The sequence below is a fragment of the Marinobacterium profundum genome (genome assembly GCF_001528745.1).
GTDB classification, from domain to species: domain Bacteria; phylum Pseudomonadota; class Gammaproteobacteria; order Pseudomonadales; family Balneatricaceae; genus Marinobacterium_A; species Marinobacterium_A profundum.
Genome location: NZ_BCNS01000091.1, coordinates 152701 through 171033, shown reverse-complemented (window position 1 = coordinate 171033; position 18333 = coordinate 152701). Strand labels below are relative to the sequence as shown.

The following is an 18333-nucleotide window of genomic DNA, read 5'->3' as shown; positions in this document are numbered from 1 at the left end:
ATTTTACCTCACCCTCAGGAGCTCATCGCTTCGGTCAGTTTCGCCAATCGGGCGCGGACCGAACCATCGATCACCAGGTCTGCGCTACGAATAACAACGCCACCCAGGATAGATTTATCTACCTGAGTCGTCATTTTCACTTCGCGGCCCAGCTTGGCGCCGATTGCCTGAGTAAGTTTCTGTTGCTGCTGCTCGTCCAGTTCGAAAGCCGTAGTCACGTCTATATCGACGGACTGTTGCTGATTGGCTTTCAGCTGCTCGAACTGCGCCAGGATTTCCGGCAGCAGAGCTAAACGGCGATTTTCTGCCAGCAGAGTAATGAAATTCCTGCCGGCTGCGCTCAGGCTGTCTTCACAGACACCGAGCATCGCCTGCGCTTTCTGCTTACTGGTCAGTGCGGGGTTACCCAACACCTGGGCCATATGCCCATCCTGCGCCACAGTGGCAGCAAGACGGAGCATGTCGGACCAGGCGTCAAGGGTTCCCTCAGCCAGCGCAAATTCAAACGCAGCTTTTGTATAGGGCCGAGCGACTGTATTAAGTTCAGCCATCATAAACCTCGCTTAAAGCTCGGTAGCCAGCTTGTTTAGGAGCTGAGCATGGGCTTTCTCGTCAATAGAGGTTTCCAGAATCTTCTCGGCGCCAGCCACAACCAGAGCAGCAACCTGCGAACGCAGGGCTTCCTTGGCACGGTTGACGTCTTGCTCGATTTCGGCCTGAGCGGCTACTTTGACACGGTCAGCTTCTGCACGTGCCTGCTCTTTGGCTTCATCGACGATCTGGCTCGCCCGCTTATTGGCTTGTTCAATGATGGCGGCTGCTTCCAACTTGCTTTCACGCATGTTTGCAGTGGCCTTTTCCTGGGCCAGGTGCAAATCACGTGTAGCGCGGTCGGCAGCATCCAGGCCTTCAGCAATCTTTTTCTTGCGCTCTGCCAGGGCACCGGTAATCGGTGGCCACACATACTTCATGCAGAATACGACGAAGAAGAAGAATGCAATGGCCTGACCAATGATGGTGAGATTGATATTCACGCCATTACCTCTCGCGGTTGTCTAATAGAGTAGATATACGAATGACTACTACTTATTAGCCGGCAACAGCGAATAGTACGTACAGACCAAGACCTACACCGATCATCGGGATCGCATCGACCAGACCCATTACGATGAAGAACTGAGTGCGAAGCAGTGGAACCAGTTCTGGCTGACGAGCAGCGCCTTCCAGGAACTTGCCACCCAGGATACCAATGCCGATAGCAGCACCGATTGCACCCAGACCCAGCATCAACGCAGCAGCGATATACAGCAGTTCAGCCATTAGATTTCTCCAGTTTTTCAAGGTTAAGTTAAAGTTAAAACGTTTAAAGCAAACTGTTTACAATTTTCCCTGACCAATACTTCAATCAGTGGTCATCGTGAGCCATCGCCAGGTACACGATTGTGAGTACCATGAAGATGAATGCCTGCAGGGTGATGATCAAAATATGGAAAATCGCCCAGGGTACTGACAGCAGCCACTGAATCCAGAAAGGCAGCAGTGCAATCAGAATAAAGATCATTTCGCCGGCATACATGTTACCGAACAGTCGCAGTGCCAGTGATACCGGCTTGGCTATCAGGCCCACGATTTCCAGAAACAGGTTAAACGGCATGAAAATTTTGGGCAGCGGCTGAAATGCCAGCTCTTTAAAGAAGCCGTTTACGCCTTTCTGCTTGATGCTGTAGTACACGATCAGAGCAAATACGCTCAGCGCCATGCCACCAGTGGCATTGACGTCAGTCGTGGGTACAACCTTCATGAACTCGATACCCATCTGGCCTGCGATGTAGGGCAGCCAGTCGACCGGCACCAGGTCCATCGCGTTCATCAGGAAGACCCAGACGAAGATGGTCAGTGCCAGGGGCGCGATGACCGGGCTCTTGTAATGGAAAATGCTTTTGACGTTGTCATCGACAAATTCAATGATCGTCTCGATGAAGTTCTGGGTGCTGCCCGGTACGCCAGCGGTCGCTGTTTTGGCGACTTTGCCGAAGAACCACAGGAAGAATACGCCAAGACCGACAGACCACAGCATGGTGTCGACGTTGATCGCCCAAAAGCCCATTGCTGCTGCTTCACCAGCACTTTCCGCCAGCTTCCAGCCCGCTTCCGGGTGGTTGCCAAACGTCAGATTGGTCAAATGGTGCGATATGTATTCTGAGGATGTAACTGTCCCGCTCGCCATTCTCAGTCTCTCTCACTTAAAGTTTCAGGAACCGTTGTCTGGACATCATCAGCAGCAGCATACCCAGCAGCTGCAACAGAATGAATGTACCAAATATGGAAAATGGACTGAGGGGTTTAACCCAGATGAAGGTCGCGGTGAACCCTGCGACTGACAGTGCCATTTTCCATATTTGGCCGATATACAACTGCGCAAGCACCATTCCAGCGGTGGAGCCTGCGCGGTGGGGTAGTGTACGCAACGTCACGTACAGATTGGGAATCAGATAAATAAGCCCACCCAGCAGTGCCGAGTATGCCAGAACATTCCCTTTCAGCAGCAGTGCCGCCGACAGCAGCAGTACAACAATAGCCTGAATTAACAGAATGCCAAGGACATCTTTCCCTGTATCCCGGGACTGGGCACCTGTGCGCTGGTTTCCCATCATATCCCCGAGTTCAACCCGATCAGCCTAGACTGTTTTGGCGACTACCCCCTAAACAGCGTGCCGATTATAGGGGTATTGCTGTAAGGCATCAACCGAAGTCAGCGCCTTTTGCACTAAGGTACTAGAGCATCACCCCTTGCGAATACGGCTTACAGGGGCTGCGCTGCGGCTATTCTCTGTGTTTTGCCACCCGCCCCGGCCGGCAAAGCCGCGCCGGGCCTGAGTGTGCAAAAAAGCAGCAACTTATTTGAGGGTCTTCAGAATGGCATCCAGCTCGGCTTCGCCACTGTAGGCAATAGTGATCTTGCCGTTGCCGCGGGCATTGCGACTGATGGTAACGGGCGTCGAAAAGCGCTGCGACAGCTCGCCGGCCAGCTGTTCCAGTCCCTGATCGGGCTTTGCAGGTGCAGCACTTGGGGTTTCCGGAGCTTGCAGTTTGCGCACCAAAGCTTCCGTCTGACGTACGGTGAGGCCGCGGGCAACCACCTCTCTGGCGGCTTCAAGCTGAGCTTCGCTTTCCAGTGACAGCAGCGCACGGGCATGGCCCATTTCGAGGTCGCCGTAGTCGAGCATCTTCTTGACCTCTTCCTCCAGCTTCATCAGCCGCAGAAGATTGGCAATAGTCGAACGTGATTTGCCTACAGCCTTGGCGACCTGCTGCTGTGTCAGCTCGAATTCCTGCTGCAGCCGCTGCAGTGCCACGGCTTCTTCGATGGGATTGAGGTTTTCGCGCTGAATGTTTTCGATCAGTGCCATGGCGATGGCAGACTCATCGGATACTTCGCGCACCAGCACCGGGATTTCGGTCAGGCCCGCCATTTGGCCGGCGCGCCAGCGGCGCTCACCGGCAATAATCTCGAAGCGGTCCTTGCCGTCCACCGAGCGCACCACGATCGGCTGCATGATGCCCTGGGCGCGAATTGAATCGGCCAGTTCTTCCAGGGCACCGGGTTCCAGATCACGCCTGGGCTGATAGCGGCCACGCTGAATGGCGTCGACCGACAGCAGTCGAAAGCCCTCCAGCGGCGCGGCCGCTTCCCGGCTCACCGGTTCATGTACCTGTTCCACCGTGGACAGTAACGCATCCAGCCCGCGTCCCAGGCCCCGTTTCATTGCAGCCATCAGTTTGTTTCCTGTACCTGTGCTTTATCAGCCGCCGTGGTATCGGCAGCCTCGGCCGCCTTAACCTGCGCCGTCTTGCGAATAAGCTCACCCGCCAGCGCGAGGTAAGCCAGAGCGCCGCGGGAGCTTTTATCGTACATCAGCGCCGGCAGCCCATGACTGGGTGCCTCGGCCAGACGTACATTGCGCGGAATTACAGTGCGATAGACCTGATCACCGAAGTAGTCCACCAGATGGTTGGAGACATCGCGGGTCAGGCTCATGCGCGGGTCGAACATGGTACGCAGAATGCCTTCAATCTTCAGTTCCGGATTAAGACGCTGATTGATCTTGTTGATGGTGCCCACCAGAGCGCTGATCCCCTCAAGCGCGTAGTACTCGCACTGCATGGGGATAATCACGCCGCTGGAACAGGCCAGGGCATTGACGGTCAGGAGGTTCAGCGAGGGCGGATTGTCGAGCAGTATATAGTCATACTCATCCACCACTTCGAGCAACGCCATCTTGAGGCGGAACTCGCGCCGTGGCAGGCTCAGCAGCTCAACCTCGGCGGCAGTCAGATCGCCATTGGCACCGATTACATGATAGCCACCCGGCACCTCGGTCAGACGCGCCTCTGCGGCGCTGGCCTGGTCGGTGAGTACATCATAGGCCGACAGCTTGAGGGTATGTTTGTCGATACCGCTGCCCATGGTGGCATTGCCCTGGGGGTCCAGGTCGATCATCAGCACGCGCTTTTTGGTCGCCGCCAGTGACGCTGCCAGATTGACGCAGGTCGTTGTCTTGCCCACCCCGCCTTTCTGGTTGGTGATGGTGAGGATTTTCGCCAAGGTCAGGCTCTCCCGAGAATCAGCAGATGACGTGCACCCTCACTGCCCGGCACCCGCAGGGGATGACTGGCCTTGAGTTCGATTCCAGGCGTGAGTGCCTGGAGTTCGTCATCAGGATACAGACCTTTCATTGCAAGAAAAACACCATCTTCGCGGCACAGGTGGGAGGTCCAGTGCAGCATGGCCTCCAGCGAGGCGAAGGCGCGGGAAATCACCTGATCAAATGGCGGCCGGTCACAGTTTTCGGCCCGGGCATTGATCACCTCAAGGTTATCGAGCCCCAGTTCCGCCTTTACCTGCTGCTGAAAACGGGTCTTTTTGCCGTTGCTGTCCAGCGTGGTTACCGCTATATCGGGGCGACAGATCGCCAGGGGTATGCCGGGAAGGCCCGGGCCACTGCCCACATCGATCAGACGGGGCCCCTGGATATGGGGCAGCACACTGAGGCTGTCGAGCAGATGGCGGGTTACCATTTGCGCCGGATCACGCACGGCGGTGAGGTTGTAAGCCTTGTTCCATTTCACCAGCAATGCCAGATAGGCCATCAACTGGTCTGCCTGTTGCTGGGTCAGTTCGATTCCCATTGCACCGCTTTGGCGCAATAGCTGTTCCTTGAATTTTGCGTCCATTAACTGGCGGCCTGTTCCTGGCTGGATTTAAAGCGGTGCTTTTTCAGGTACACCAGCAGCAGCGAAATGGCTGCCGGCGTCATGCCCTGTATACGTGATGCCTGGGCAATGCTGGCCGGCTGAACGGATTCAAGCTTAGAGCGCAGTTCGTTCGACAGACCGCTAATCAGGCTGTAATCCATATCGGCGGGCAGCGCGGTATTTTCCTGGCGCTGCATCTGCTCGATTTCCTCGCGCTGGCGATCAATATATCCGGCGTACTTGAACTGGATTTCGACCTGCTCGGCGACCTGGGGATCAACCTCAGGCGTACCTGCAACCGCGGCTACATCACGGTACTCAAGTTCGGGACGCTTGATCAGATCCGCCAGGTTGTATTCCCGGGTGAGCGGGGTTTTCAGTTTGGCGTTCAGCGCATTGGCGCGATCACTGCCAGGCTGTACCCAGGTTTCACGCAGACGCTGCTTTTCCAGCTCTATGGCTTCGCGCTTGATACAGAAATGCGCCCAGCGAGCATCGTCGACCAAGCCGAGCTCGCGGCCTTTTTCGGTCAGACGCAGGTCGGCATTGTCTTCACGCAGTATCAGGCGGTATTCGGCCCGGCTGGTAAACATGCGGTACGGCTCGGCGGTACCGTGGGTAATCAGATCGTCCACCAGTACGCCAATATAGGCTTCGTCACGGCGCGGATGCCAGGCATCGCGCTCGAAGGCGCGGTTAGCCGCATTGATGCCCGCCAACAGACCCTGGGCGCCAGCTTCTTCGTAGCCGGTGGTGCCATTGATCTGACCGGCAAAGAACAGCCCCGGCATGTGCTTGGTTTCCAGGCTGTGCTTGAGATCCTGGGGATTGAAAAAATCGTACTCAATGGCATAGCCCGGTCGAGTGATATGGGCCTGTTCGAAACCGCGGATAGAACGCACGGCTTCAAGCTGGATATCAAATGGCAGACTGGTCGAAATACCATTGGGATAAAGTTCGTGGGTTGTCAGGCCTTCGGGTTCAACAAACACCTGGTGCGAGGTCTTGTCGGCGAAGCGCATGATCTTGTCTTCCACCGATGGACAGTAACGCGGTCCTGCACCTGCGATGACACCGGTGTAGAGCGGCGAACGGTCGAGTCCCTTGCGCAGAATCTCGTGGGTCTGCTCATTTGTGTGGGTGATGTAGCAGCTCACCTGACGCGGGTGCTGACTCAGCTTGCCCATGAAAGACATCACCGGTACCGGAGTATCGCCGGGCTGTTCCTGCATCACGGAGAAATCCACTGAGCGGGCATCAATGCGCGGCGGTGTGCCGGTTTTCAGGCGATCGACCCGCAGTGGCAATTCACGCAGGCGGTGGGCCAGGGCGATGGATGGAGGATCACCGGCACGACCGGCAGAGTGATTTTCCAGACCAATGTGAATCAGACCACCGAGGAAAGTGCCTACGGTTAGCACAACGGAGGTGGCGTGGAATCGAATGCCCGTCTGGGTAACGACACCGCGTACTGTTTCGCCTTCCATGATCAGATCATCGGCGGACTGCTGGAAGATCTGCAGGTTGGGCTGATTTTCCAGTATTTCGCGAATCGCGGCCTTGTACAGAATACGGTCAGCCTGGGCACGGGTTGCTCTGACCGCTGGACCCTTGCGGGAATTCAGCACTCGAAACTGGATACCGCCCAGATCTGTGGCCGTTGCCATGGCACCACCCAGGGCATCGATCTCTTTCACCAGATGACTTTTGCCGATGCCACCGATGGCTGGATTGCACGACATCTGTCCGAGTGTCTCGATGTTGTGAGTGAGCAACAGGGTTTTGGCTCCCATGCGTGCAGCGGCCAATGCAGCTTCAGTGCCTGCATGACCTCCACCAATCACGATCACGTCGAAACGACCTGGATAGTCCACCGATGATTACCTCTGGTTGAGTATTGCCCGCCTGACAGATGAGCCAGTCGTAAAATGGGCGCTAAGTATACTCCCATGTTGTCGATTAGAAAATGTTCAAAAAATGAACACTCCCTTTGTTCAACGCTTTTAGATCTTAAAGAGTTAAATATATTTTTCTTTATATATGTGTTTAGTAATTGTTGTTGTTATTAGTAAAGGCCTCTTCTGTTTAAAAGGCATTATTATCTATATAAAACAATATGTTGCGAGAGTTGCTAGGTTGTTATGAAGGTGCTATCGGATGGGGGAGCAAGCGTTGCATAGGCTGTTGATGAAACAGGTGGTTATGCACAGGGGTAGTTACACACAGTGATATCCAAAGGTCTATCCCGTAGCTATGCACAGGATAAAATCGAGCCTGGCAGTTCACACGGATATTTGCCGCTGCTGTGCCCTTTCTGTCAATAAGCTGTTGGCAAGATGAGGTTCTATCCACAGTGACTCAATTCGCAGTGCGCCTTCCCTATATCTTACAGCCGTCACCCTGGGCACCTAGTCTGGCTATGTTGATAGTTTCTGTGCGTAATTGGTATAAATCTATATAAAACAGCTATTTGTATATTGAACAACCTGGTTGAATAGCTGTTGTTTCATAGTGGGATAGCAGCTGTATAGTCACTAAATAACCGCCTGTGAATAACCTTGTTTTACCGGCTGCGGCGCTTTTCTCTGTGAGTAAAGTTATATCAGTGAATAACTATTTTGCAGTTATTTCCTGTGGATACTTTTCTGGCTGTGCAGATCTTGCCTGTATAAATCAAAATCCTGTATTGAAGATTCCAAATTCGATATTTTGCTGAATTCTCTGTTGCTATCGACTGTGGTGATGACCGTCGATTGATCCGCTTGGGCGTCACGCGTACCGGGTTATGACGGGGCTCTGAGCAGGGTGATTTTTGGTAATGACCCGGTGAGTATTTGTCGATTTACAGCGCCTCTGATTAGCGTATTTTTGACGCCAGAACAACGACAATATGCTGCCTTTAAAGGTGAGTTATGCCCGACAAAAACCAGTGCAGTGAAAAGCTATCTGTCGTAGAGGCGCCGCTGCGCAACCCTGTCACGCCAGAGACGCACAGTGCGGCCAAGCGTTATCGTCTGCAGCGTGTGCGCGAGCAACTGCGGGCAAATGATTGCACCGCCATGCTGCTGTACGACCCGGTGAATATACGTTACGCCACCGACAGTTCGAACATGCAGGTCTGGACGCTGCACAACTATGCCCGCTATGCGCTGGTGTTTGCAGAGGGTCCGGTGATCCTGTGGGAGTTCCACAACTGCGAGCATCTGCAGCACGGCAATGAGCTGATCGACGAGATTCGTCCGGCGCTGAACTGGAGCTACTTCGGTGCGGGTTCGCGCATGGGTGAGAAAGCCGCGCTCTGGGCCGCCGAAATCGCGGATCTGCTACGTCATTATGGTGGCAAGGGTGCGCGCCTGGCGGTAGACAAAGCCGAGTTCGAAGGGCTTGAACTGTTACAGCGTCTGGATGTGAAGGTTGTTGAAGGCCATAGCCTGATGGAGGAAGCCCGTCGCATCAAGTCGACGGACGAGCTGGCGCTGATGCGCTGGACCATCAATGTCTGCGAGCAGGGAATCGTCCGCATGCACGATGAGCTGCGCCCAGGCATGACGGAAAACGAACTCTGGGCCTGGCTGCATTACGAGAATATCCGCAATGGCGGCGAGTGGATCGAGACCCGGCTTTTGGCCTCAGGGCCGCGCACCAACCCCTGGATGCAGGAGTCCAGTGACAGGGTTATGCAGGCCGGCGAGATAGTGTCTTTTGACACCGACCTGATTGGCCCCTACGGCTACTGCGCGGATATTTCCAGGGCCTGGACGGTCGGCCATGTTGCCCCTACGGATGAGCAGCGCAGGCTTTATAGTCTGGCCCATGAACAAATCCATACCAATATGGAGCTTCTCAGGGCCGGGCTCAGTTATCGGGATTTTACCCATAGTGCCTGGCCGATTCCGGCAGAATTTCATCACAACCGCTATTGCTGCCTGGTGCATGGCGTCGGATTGGCGGATGAGTTTCCGGCCGTAGCCCATGCCGGCAAGGACTGGGATAGCGGCGGCTACGATGGCCTGTTCGAGGAGAATATGGTGGTCTGCGTTGAGAGCTACATAGGTGCCAAGGGTGGCGCTGAAGGTATCAAGCTGGAACAGCAGGTACTGATTACCGCCGATGGCTGCGAGCCGCTGTCACATTATCCGTGGCAGGACGACTGGCTGCGCGCTTAACCTGTCGGAGATGACGCATACGCATACGCTTGGACGCGTGTGTGCGATCACGCCACGACTCAACATGAGCTGTTCTGCCAGATCGGAGGGATCTCCAGGTCTGGAGTTAGCGGCTTTTGTCGGGTGCTGATGAGCGAAGCAAATCGCACCGTTTACCCAAGCTAATAACCCTGCGGTGAGAGTCGCCGGGTCAGAAACACTTTTTTTGGGATTCATCGCATTGACCGGTGAGTCCCTTTTTCCTTTGTGGACACCTTAATCATGCCAATCAAGTTTTATCTGCAGGGTGCATCCCTGGTACTGCTGGCGGCGCTGGGCTTTAGCCTGCAGCCGCTGTTTGCCCGCGAAGTCTATGCAGACGGTGCCAATGCGCTGGGGCTGGTGTGGTTGCGTTTCCTGGTGCCCAGCGTCCTGCTGTTAGTGTTTATTCCCGCTAAAACCCGGCGACTGAGACCGGGTGCTGGAGTGCTGGGAATGATTAACGGCATGGCATCGCTGTGCTATTTCATTGCGCTACAACAGGTCACCGTGAGTCTGACCGTCATGCTGCTCAGCCTGTTCCCACTGTTGGTGTTTCTGCAGGGCTGGGCACGGCGCCAGGAAAGCCTTACGGGGTCTCGCCTGCTGGCGCTGATTGGTGCCCTGGCGGGGGTGTATTTCACCCTGGATGGCGACTTCGCCGGTTCCTGGGTTGGCATCCTGTTTGGCCTGGGGGCGGCACTGTTTTACAGCGCCTATCTGGTGGGGGCGCCGCGCTGGATGCCCGTTGGTGATGCGCTGGGCTCCTCTGCCTGGACACTGATCGGGGCGGCGCTGGTGTTCTCGGTGCCGGCCATTCTGGGGTACGCCGACCTTCCCCAGACGGTACGAGGCTGGAGTGCGGTACTCGCGCTTGGCATTGTTTCGACCTTCATTCCCTTTCTGTTGCTGATAAAGGGCATCGGCATGCTCAGGCGTCAGTTTGATGTGGCCATATTCTCGACGCTGGAGCCGGTGGCTTCAATCTTCTGGGCCTGGCTGATACTGCATGAAACCCTGAGTGAAAACAGCCTGCTGGGCGGAGTCATGGTGCTTGGAGCCGCCTTGCTGATGATCTGGTCACAGTCTCGATCTCAGCCTGCCTGTGTTTCCTGACATGATCAAAACTCATTAGCCCTGGGCTAAAAAGTCGTTTGAAGCCCGGGGTCTATTTCCACACTATGCCTGCAGGAGAAGCTGAACGGCCCTGCAGGCTTTGGGCCTCGGTTCTCTCCATCTAAGAATAAAAGCGGAGAGCTTACATGCGTAGCAACACTGGCCTGTTCAGCGGGATAGATCCCGTTGTCACTCTGATCTCGAAAATACTGATTATCGGCTTCGTCGTCGTTTGCGCCGTGATGGCGGAAAAGGCCGGCGCCCTGTTCAGCAGCATATCGACCGATATCCTGCATCACTTCAAGTGGTTCTACCTGGCGATGGCGTCGGTGGTACTGATCTTCCTGTTGTATTTGATGGCGAGTCGATTCGGCAATATCCGCCTGGGGCTGGACAACGAAAAACCTGAATTCAGCCTCGGCTCCTGGTTATCCATGCTGTTTAGCGCCGGCATGGGTATAGGCCTGCTGTTCTGGTCAGTGGCAGAACCCATGTGGCACTACGCCGGTAACCCCTTTTCGGCTACCAGCCTGAGTAATGAAGCGGCTCAGACCGCCATGCGCATCAGCTTCTTTCATTGGGGTTTGCACCCCTGGGCGCTGTACATCATGACCGCCCTGGCGCTGGCTTACTTCTCGTACCGCAAGGGTAAACCGCTGACAATTCGTGCAGCCCTTACACCTGTGTTTGGCGAAGCTCGTCTGAACGGCTGGTTTGGTCACATGCTGGATGTGCTGATCGTGGTGATCACGGCTTTTGGTATTGCGACCTCCTTTGGTCTTGGCGTTGTGCAGATGAGTACCGGTGTGGAGCGGCTGTTTGGCATGGAGGTGGGCATCGGTAGCCAGATCGCCATGATCGGTGGTATCTCGGTGATAGCGATACTGTCGGTTATGTCCGGTGTCGGGCGCGGTATCAAGCTGCTGTCGGTGTGGAACATGGTGCTGTCGCTGGTGATTCTCGCCGCCGTACTGCTGTTCGGCCCCACCCGCTACATTCTCAATACCTACCTTGAAGGCACCGCCGATTACGCCCAGAACATCATTGGCCTGAGCCTGTGGAGCGATGCTCAGGATGATACCCAGTGGCAGAACTGGTGGACGGCCTTTTACTGGGCCTGGTGGCTGACCTGGGCGCCCTTCGTCGGCATGTTCATCGCCCGCATATCCCGGGGGCGTACCATCCGCGAACTGATCGGTGGCGCACTATTGGCACCCACCCTGTTTGGTTTTTTCTGGATCGCTACCTTTGGCGGCGCCGCCCTGAGCTATGAACATGCCGATCGGGCGGCACACCAGGCGCAGGTTGAAGCAGCACCGCTGCAGGTCGAGCAGGCTGCCTTTGAGGGCGGCGATATTCTGCTGGCCACCAAGACGGATTCCACCCTGGCCATTTTTACCTTGTTTGACAAGATCGAGGTGGCATCCGGCTTGCCGGTCAGCACGCTGCTGAGCGCCCTGGCGACCCTGCTGCTGGTCACCTATTTCGTCACCTCGGCAGATTCGGGCACCCTGGTGCTTTGTACGCTGAGCTGTCGTGGCAGTCTGGAGCCGCCCCAGGCGAGCCGTATTCTCTGGGGGCTGATGGTGGGCGCCATAGCGGCGGGCCTGCTTTGGGCGGGGGGGCTCAAAACCGTGCAGACCGCCACCATTTGCGCGGCATTGCCAGCAGCCATTCTGGTCTTGCTGATGGCGATATCGGTGCACCGTGCGCTGCGCCTGGAGCCAATCGCAGGGCTTACAGTGGGTGTGGATGAGCAGCTATCGACATCCGGCGCCTGAATCCTTGCCTGAAAAGGTAACGCATTAAAAAGCCCGCGACCGGTGCTATGCCGGTCGCGGGCTTTTCTGTGTTCACAGTCTTACTTGCCGATACAGAAGCTCGAGAAGATACGCCCGAGCAGGTCATCGGAACTGAACTCGCCGGTGATCTCGTTCAGCACCTGCTGGGCCTGGCGCAGGTCTTCGGCCAGCAGTTCGCCGGCCCCCATATGTTCAAGCTGGTCGCGGCCGGTGTGCAGCAGTTCATGGGCACGCTCAAGCGCATCCAGATGGCGTCGCCGTGCCATAAAACCGCCTTCGGTGGTGCTCTGGAAACCCATGCAGTCTTTCAGATGCTCGCGCAGTACCTCTATACCCTGCCCGCTTTTAGCGGACAGAGAGATAAGCGTGTGCTCACCAACCTGTTTTTTACCTGGTTCTTCACCGCTGATATCGGCCTTGTTGCGGATCACTGTAACTTTCGACAGATCGGGCAGGTGCTCGACGAAATCGTGCCAGAGTTCATCCGGTTCGGTGGCGCTGGTCTGGGTGCTGTCGGCCATCATCAGGATGCGATCGGCCTTGCGAATCTCCTGCCAGGCACGGTCGATACCTATGCGTTCAACTTCATCGGGTGCATCGCGCAGGCCTGCGGTGTCGATAATGTGCAGCGGCATGCCATCGATATGAATGTGCTCGCGCAGGACATCCCGGGTGGTGCCGGCGATATCGGTAACAATGGCGGTTTCACGCCCGGCCAGCGCATTCAGCAGGCTGGACTTGCCGGCATTGGGGCGCCCGGCGATTACTACGTTCATGCCTTCGCGCAGCAGGCTGCCCTGGCGCGCTTCGTTCTGTACCGCCTCCAGCTGATCGATGATCTGCAGCAGATCGCCCAGTACCTTGCCATCGGCAAGGAAGTCGATTTCCTCCTCGGGAAAATCAATCGCTGCCTCAACGTAGATACGCAGCTGTATCAGGGCTTCGACCAACGCATGGATGCGGCGCGAGAACTCGCCCTGCAGAGAGCGCAGCGCACTTTGGGCTGCCTGCACGGAGCTGGCGTCAATCAGGTCGGCAATCGCCTCTGCCTGGGCCAGGTCGAGCTTGTCATTGAGGAAGGCGCGCTCGGAAAATTCGCCAGGCTTGGCAAGCCTGGCGCCGAGTGTGAGTACTCGCTTAAGCAGAAAATCCATCACTACCGGACCGCCATGACCCTGCAGCTCCAGTACGTCTTCGCCGGTAAAGGAATTGGGCCCCGGGAAATATAGCGCGATGCCCTGATCAATCTCCTGCCCGTCTGTATCGCGGAACGGGCCGTAGTGGGCATAGCGTGGCTTGGGACTCAGACCGAGAACGCTCTGGGCGATGGCGGCGGCCTTGCGTCCGGAAACGCGGATAATGCCGACGCCACCACGACCGGGTGCTGTGGCCTGGGCTGCGATGGTGTCCTGATTGATTGGGCTCATGGGCGTTCTGTTCCGGTTTGGGCAGGTACGGTGATGCACAGAGCACCTCAAGGATGTACTTCTGCGTGGGCCGCGTCTAACGAAAAAAGGCCCCCGAAGGGGCCTTTCTTGATGCAGCCTGTTAGCTGCTGGCTTTGACTTCTTTCTTGCCGCCGCCTTCGATCTGCTTGTTGATCACATACTGCTGTGCGATCGACAGGATGTTGTTGACCACCCAGTACAGCGTCAGACCGGAGGGGAACCAGAGGAAGAAGAAAGTGAAGACGATAGGCAGCATCTTCATGATCTTCGCCTGCATTGGATCCGGCGGAGACGGGTTGAGCGACTGCTGGATGAACATGCTCACGCCCATCAGGATCGGCAGTATGAAGTACGGATCCTTGGCGGAGAGGTCAGCCAGATAGAGGAAGTCAGCCTGGCGCAGCTCAACGGATTCCATCAGAACCCAGTACAGGGCGATGAAGATCGGCATCTGTGCAACCATCGGCAGGCAGCCGCCCAGCGGGTTGATCTTCTCTTTCTTGTACAGCGCCATCATTTCCTGGGACATCTTCTGGCGGTCGTCGCCATAGAGTTCCTTCAGACGCTGCATTTCCGGGCCAAACTTGCGCATGTTGGCCATGGATTTGAATGCTTTGGCATTAAGCTGGAACAGCGCACCCTTCACCAGAATGGTAATGGCGATGATGGCCAGACCCCAGTTGCCCAGCAGACCGTGAATCCATGTCAGCAGCGAGTGCAGCGGCGAGGCGATCCACCAGAGCCAGCCGTAATCGACGGTCAGCTGCAGGTCTTCCTGCGCGGCAACCAGCTGCTCCTGGTCCTTGGGACCGGCGAAGAAGGTGGCTTTCACTGTCTGCTGCTGGCCAGGCGCTACCGTCATAGCAGGAGATACGAAGCCTGCGATGTAGTTGCCGTTCTGCTTGCGGGTGCTGTAGGTGTATTCGGCGCCTGGGGCCGGAATCCAGGCACTGATGAAGTAGTGCTGCACCATGGCGACCCAGCCATCGGCGGAGCGCTGCTTGAAGGCGCCGTCATCGATGTCGTCGAAATCATATTTCTGGTAGTTGTTCTCGGCGGTGGAGAATATCGGACCCAGGTACGACTGCATGCCCATATCAGTAGTGGCGGCAGGGTCTTCACTGCGGTCACGCTTGATCTGGCCAAACAGGTTGGCGGTCCAGCTCTGCTGGCTCTGGTTGTCGACGATATATTCCAGGCCGATCTGGTATGAACCCTTGGTGAAGCTGTAGCGCTTGATCACCTTGACGCCAGCGGCATCGGTGAAGCTCAGGTCTACGTTCAGGGTATCGGCGGCACCTAAATCAAACTCGGCGCCTTCAACGGCATACACCGGGCGGCCGGAAGTGGCGGCGTCGGGGCCATTGGCACCAACGAGTCCGCTTTGGGCAACATAGGTTCGATTGGCAGTTTGCTCCAGCAGTACGAAGGACGCATCAGAGTCGATTGTCGCTTTGTATTGGGGCAGTGCAACCTGAATGATGTCGCCACCGGTAGTGTCAACAAGCACGTCCAGTACATCAGTCTTGATGTTGATCAGACGGGATTTGACTGCGGCGGTTGGGGTGGTTTCTGTGCCTGTCGCCGGGAGTTCCGCATTTTGGATTGCGGTGGTTACGTCTGCCGAGGGCAGTTCGTCACCGTCAGGACTGCTATAGGCCGAAACGGATGTCTGGCTTGCGGGAGCGACGGGTTTTGACCCGTAATCTTCGTTCCACTGCAGCACCAGCACATAGGAAATCAGTGCAAGGGCAGCAAATGATATGACTCGCTTTACATCCATGGCGTAAGGACCATTATCTCTGCGGGTTAGCTTTTTTTGCCTTGTGTTTCAGCCGTGACCAGCATTTTTTCATTAGCTGATGCACTTCTTCGGGTTCAAGCTCATCCAGGCCTTTGCGTGCCAGAATTACGAGATCAACCGGGGGAAGATTATGCTGATTAAGGCGAAATGACTCGCGAATGATACGTCGAATACGATTGCGTTTCACAGCACGACGTACATTTTTTTTGGAGATGACAAACCCGATACGGGGGTGATCGAGCTCGTTGAAGCTGGCAAGTATCAATATGGGCTGATCAGGGACTTTCAGAGAGACTTTATCAAAAACCTTCTGAAAGCCCTCGCCAGTCAGAATCCTGAGCTGGCGAGGATATTCGAATCCGGCCATCCACTGCTACCAGACCATAAGCGTTGTATGCATTAAGCACACAGACGCTTACGACCTTTTGCACGACGACGGTTCAGTACCAGGCGGCCATTTTTGGTAGCCATGCGAGCACGGAAACCGTGGCTGCGTTTACGTTTCAGTACGCTGGGTTGAAATGTTCTTTTCATGGGTTCAGTCCTACTCGCTCAGTCCGACTAACATCGCGAGGAGTGTTAGGAGACTGGAAAAAATCAGGGGTAAAATTCAGACGCGACACTATAGGGTAAATGTTTTGCCTTCGCAACGGCTTCGTTGGCAGAAATGCACAATTAATGACCGATTCTCAGCCCGGTGCCTCCAGTCAGCTGCATTTGAATGCAAGTCTGTTGTTACTTCATCTATAAGGAAGGCTGTGCACGATGTTGCCCGCTACGTCTTGTATGGCGACGCCCGCAGCGATACAGAGGCTGGGTCAGGCCTTTGAGGGTGTATTGAGTCAGGTATTCCTGGCTTGGGGTATATTTATGTTAGCAACTTATATAAATCCTTTAAAAACAGATAAATATGCTGTTTGTAACCTGTTAGATAAGCTGTCATTAAGTAGTTAACTAGCTAACTTTGGCCGTACAAGGCCGTATTAGGCGGCTGTTTTGATCGCCGCAGGCCCAGCGGTGGCGCAGTGGGAAATAAGTTTTCAACACTGTGGATAAGTTTCTGCTTACCCGCTAGAATCACCCGCTATAACGTTGCTAGTGATAGCGTTCGACCGCGCCACAGGAGAGTCAATGTCCACCGAGCTTTGGGAACAGTGCTTGAAGAGTCTGCAGGAGGAGTTCCCGGCTCAGCAGTACAACACCTGGATTCGCCCTTTAAAGGCGGAGCCTGGTCGTGACAGCCTGCTTGTTCTCATGGCGCCGAACCGCTTTGTGCGTGACTGGGTGAATGACCGTTTCCTTAACCGTATTCGCCAGGTGGTCTGTGATGTCACCGGGGATGTCGGTGCCGATGTGCGGCTGGAAGTCGCCCAGCAAGGCGGAGCCTTGCGTTCTCCTTCCCGCCCTGCCATGGCGCCACTGCGTACCCGTCCGGCGGCACCGCCGCGGGACCCGGCACCGGCCTATCCAGAGCCTGCCTATAGCAGCGAGCCGGCCTCGGCACCGATGCAGCAACGTTACAATGCTGCGCCCCAGGAACAGGAATATCAGCCCGAGGCTTTGCCCAGAGTTCCAGAGCCACAGCTAGAGCTGGATATGGCGCCTGCCGAGCCGGTGTTCGCGACGACCATGAGTCCGCGACACGATCGCAAGGTGGTTGAGGTTGAGGGCGGTGTGCGGCATCAGTCCAACCTCAACCCGTCCTTTACCTTCCAGTCCTTCGTGGGTGGTAAGTCGAATCAGCTGGCGCTGGCGGCCGCGCAGCAGGTGGCTGACAATCCGGGCGGCTCCTACAACCCCCTCTTTATATATGGTGGCGTAGGTCTGGGTAAAACGCATTTGATGCACGCCGTGGGCGCTGAAATGCTCAAGCGCAATCCCAATGCCCGTATCGTTTATCTGCACTCCGAGCGTTTTGTTGCCGATATGGTGAAGGCGCTGCAGCTAAATGCGATTAATGACTTCAAACGCTATTACCGCTCTGTGGATGCGTTGCTGATCGATGATATTCAGTTCTTCGCCGGCAAGGAGCGTTCGCAGGAAGAGTTTTTCCACACCTTTAACGCCCTGCTTGAAGGCGGTCAGCAGATGATTCTGACCAGTGACCGCTACCCCAAGGAAATTAATGGCGTTGAAGAACGACTGAAATCCCGCTTTGGCTGGGGGCTAACGGTCGCCATTGAGCCGCCGGAGCTGGAAACCCGCGTTGCCATCGTGATGAAGAAGGCTGAAGAAGCCAAGATTATCCTGCCGGATGATGCTGCCTTCTTCCTGGCGCAGAAAATCCGCTCTAACGTGCGTGAACTTGAAGGTGCCTTAAAGCGCGTTATTGCCAACGCACATTTTACCGGCAGCGTTATTAGTACGCCCTTCATTAAAGAGTCGCTGAAAGACCTGCTGGCTTTGCAGGACAAACAAGTTAGTATTGATAATATTCAGCGGGTTGTAGCCGATTACTACAAGATTAAAATGTCCGATCTGCTTTCCAAGCGCCGCAGCCGGTCTATTGCCCGGCCCCGGCAGGTCGCGATGAGTTTGTCGAAAGAGCTGACTAACCACAGTCTGCCTGAAATCGGCAATGCGTTTGGGGGTCGTGATCATACTACCGTGTTGCATGCCTGTCGCAAGATCAAGGAGCTACGGGAAATTGATACGGACATCAGAGAAGATTATCAGAACCTGCTGCGTCACCTGACGGCGTAGTTATCGGATCGGAGCAAGGT

The 18333-nt window shown here is 55.7% G+C and carries 17 protein-coding genes; 4 read left to right on the top strand and 13 right to left on the bottom strand.

Going from position 1 to position 18333, the window contains the following annotated elements; all coding sequences use genetic code 11:
* Positions 1-14: 14 nt before the first annotated feature.
* From MPRO_RS06765 to mnmG, 9 genes are all read right to left on the bottom strand, one after another.
* On the bottom strand, positions 15-551 hold the full coding sequence (locus MPRO_RS06765; protein ID WP_067289443.1) for a F0F1 ATP synthase subunit delta: 537 nt from the start codon (positions 549-551) through the stop codon (positions 15-17).
* A gap of 12 nt (positions 552-563) precedes the next feature.
* Positions 564-1034 (bottom strand): F0F1 ATP synthase subunit B, encoded by a 471-nt coding sequence (locus MPRO_RS06760; protein ID WP_067289244.1) that lies wholly within the window; start codon positions 1032-1034, stop codon positions 564-566.
* A 55-nt stretch (positions 1035-1089) separates the two neighbouring features.
* Entirely contained in the window at positions 1090-1320 is a 231-nt protein-coding gene (atpE, locus tag MPRO_RS06755; RefSeq protein WP_020679585.1) for a F0F1 ATP synthase subunit C, read from the bottom strand.
* A gap of 85 nt (positions 1321-1405) precedes the next feature.
* Positions 1406-2227, bottom strand: coding sequence for a F0F1 ATP synthase subunit A (atpB, locus tag MPRO_RS06750; protein ID WP_067289241.1), 822 nt, complete (start codon positions 2225-2227; stop codon positions 1406-1408).
* A 16-nt stretch (positions 2228-2243) separates the two neighbouring features.
* Positions 2244-2654: an ATP synthase subunit I gene (locus MPRO_RS06745; protein ID WP_067289238.1), complete on the bottom strand. Its 411-nt coding sequence runs from the start codon at positions 2652-2654 to the stop codon at positions 2244-2246.
* A 243-nt stretch (positions 2655-2897) separates the two neighbouring features.
* Entirely contained in the window at positions 2898-3776 is an 879-nt protein-coding gene (locus tag MPRO_RS06740) for a ParB/RepB/Spo0J family partition protein (RefSeq protein WP_067289235.1), read from the bottom strand.
* Positions 3776-4606, bottom strand: coding sequence for a ParA family protein (locus MPRO_RS06735; RefSeq protein WP_067289233.1), 831 nt, complete (start codon positions 4604-4606; stop codon positions 3776-3778). Before MPRO_RS06735 ends, MPRO_RS06740 begins: the two co-directional genes overlap by 1 nt.
* A 2-nt stretch (positions 4607-4608) precedes the next feature.
* On the bottom strand, positions 4609-5235 hold the full coding sequence (gene rsmG / locus MPRO_RS06730; RefSeq protein ID WP_067289230.1) for a 16S rRNA (guanine(527)-N(7))-methyltransferase RsmG: 627 nt from the start codon (positions 5233-5235) through the stop codon (positions 4609-4611).
* On the bottom strand, positions 5235-7130 hold the full coding sequence (gene mnmG, locus MPRO_RS06725) for a tRNA uridine-5-carboxymethylaminomethyl(34) synthesis enzyme MnmG (RefSeq protein ID WP_067289227.1): 1896 nt from the start codon (positions 7128-7130) through the stop codon (positions 5235-5237). Before mnmG ends, rsmG begins: the two co-directional genes overlap by 1 nt.
* A 1038-nt stretch (positions 7131-8168) precedes the next feature.
* Between mnmG and MPRO_RS06720 the strand changes: the two genes are divergently transcribed.
* From MPRO_RS06720 to MPRO_RS06710, 3 genes are all read left to right on the top strand, one after another.
* Positions 8169-9422 (top strand): M24 family metallopeptidase, encoded by a 1254-nt coding sequence (locus tag MPRO_RS06720; RefSeq protein ID WP_067289223.1) that lies wholly within the window; start codon positions 8169-8171, stop codon positions 9420-9422.
* A gap of 261 nt (positions 9423-9683) precedes the next feature.
* Positions 9684-10556, top strand: a complete 873-nt coding sequence (locus MPRO_RS06715) for a DMT family transporter (protein WP_067289219.1) — start codon at positions 9684-9686, stop codon at positions 10554-10556.
* Between the two features lie 146 nt (positions 10557-10702).
* The gene (locus MPRO_RS06710) at positions 10703-12337 is read left to right on the top strand and encodes a BCCT family transporter (protein WP_067289216.1); all 1635 of its coding nucleotides are present in this window, start codon (positions 10703-10705) and stop codon (positions 12335-12337) included.
* 80 nt (positions 12338-12417) lie between these two features.
* Here the strand turns inward: MPRO_RS06710 and mnmE are convergent, their stop codons facing one another.
* The 4 genes from mnmE to rpmH all read right to left on the bottom strand — a co-directional run bounded on the left by mnmE (position 12418) and on the right by rpmH (position 16144).
* Complete coding sequence (mnmE, locus tag MPRO_RS06705) at positions 12418-13785, bottom strand: tRNA uridine-5-carboxymethylaminomethyl(34) synthesis GTPase MnmE (RefSeq protein ID WP_067289213.1); 1368 nt, start codon at positions 13783-13785, stop codon at positions 12418-12420.
* A gap of 121 nt (positions 13786-13906) precedes the next feature.
* On the bottom strand, positions 13907-15589 hold the full coding sequence (yidC, locus tag MPRO_RS06700; protein ID WP_067289210.1) for a membrane protein insertase YidC: 1683 nt from the start codon (positions 15587-15589) through the stop codon (positions 13907-13909).
* Positions 15590-15602: 13 nt separating this feature from the next.
* A complete protein-coding gene (gene rnpA, locus MPRO_RS06695) occupies positions 15603-15977 on the bottom strand; it encodes a ribonuclease P protein component (protein WP_067289207.1) in 375 nt (124 codons plus the stop codon).
* A 32-nt stretch (positions 15978-16009) separates the two neighbouring features.
* A complete protein-coding gene (gene rpmH / locus MPRO_RS25015) occupies positions 16010-16144 on the bottom strand; it encodes a 50S ribosomal protein L34 (protein WP_082708503.1) in 135 nt (44 codons plus the stop codon).
* Positions 16145-16741: 597 nt separating this feature from the next.
* On the opposite strand from rpmH, the gene dnaA reads away from it, so the two are divergent.
* Positions 16742-18313 (top strand): chromosomal replication initiator protein DnaA, encoded by a 1572-nt coding sequence (gene dnaA, locus MPRO_RS06690; protein WP_067289203.1) that lies wholly within the window; start codon positions 16742-16744, stop codon positions 18311-18313.
* The last annotated feature ends 20 nt before the right edge of the window (positions 18314-18333 follow it).

Excerpts from the sequence above, each read along its gene's own strand:
- MPRO_RS06740 (WP_067289235.1), bottom strand. The coding sequence starts at position 3,776 with ATGGCTGCAATGAAACGGGGCCTGGGACGCGGGCTGGATGCGTTACTG.
- rsmG (WP_067289230.1), bottom strand. The coding sequence starts at position 5,235 with ATGGACGCAAAATTCAAGGAACAGCTATTGCGCCAAAGCGGTGCAATG.
- MPRO_RS06720 (WP_067289223.1), top strand. The coding sequence starts at position 8,169 with ATGCCCGACAAAAACCAGTGCAGTGAAAAGCTATCTGTCGTAGAGGCG.
- atpB (WP_067289241.1), bottom strand. The coding sequence starts at position 2,227 with ATGGCGAGCGGGACAGTTACATCCTCAGAATACATATCGCACCATTTG.
- MPRO_RS06710 (WP_067289216.1), top strand. The coding sequence starts at position 10,703 with ATGCGTAGCAACACTGGCCTGTTCAGCGGGATAGATCCCGTTGTCACT.
- yidC (WP_067289210.1), bottom strand. The coding sequence starts at position 15,589 with ATGGATGTAAAGCGAGTCATATCATTTGCTGCCCTTGCACTGATTTCC.
- mnmE (WP_067289213.1), bottom strand. The coding sequence starts at position 13,785 with ATGAGCCCAATCAATCAGGACACCATCGCAGCCCAGGCCACAGCACCC.
- dnaA (WP_067289203.1), top strand. The coding sequence starts at position 16,742 with ATGTCCACCGAGCTTTGGGAACAGTGCTTGAAGAGTCTGCAGGAGGAG.
- rnpA (WP_067289207.1), bottom strand. The coding sequence starts at position 15,977 with ATGGCCGGATTCGAATATCCTCGCCAGCTCAGGATTCTGACTGGCGAG.
- MPRO_RS06745 (WP_067289238.1), bottom strand. The coding sequence starts at position 2,654 with ATGATGGGAAACCAGCGCACAGGTGCCCAGTCCCGGGATACAGGGAAA.
- MPRO_RS06715 (WP_067289219.1), top strand. The coding sequence starts at position 9,684 with ATGCCAATCAAGTTTTATCTGCAGGGTGCATCCCTGGTACTGCTGGCG.
- MPRO_RS06765 (WP_067289443.1), bottom strand. The coding sequence starts at position 551 with ATGGCTGAACTTAATACAGTCGCTCGGCCCTATACAAAAGCTGCGTTT.
- rpmH (WP_082708503.1), bottom strand. The coding sequence starts at position 16,144 with ATGAAAAGAACATTTCAACCCAGCGTACTGAAACGTAAACGCAGCCAC.
- atpE (WP_020679585.1), bottom strand. The coding sequence starts at position 1,320 with ATGGCTGAACTGCTGTATATCGCTGCTGCGTTGATGCTGGGTCTGGGT.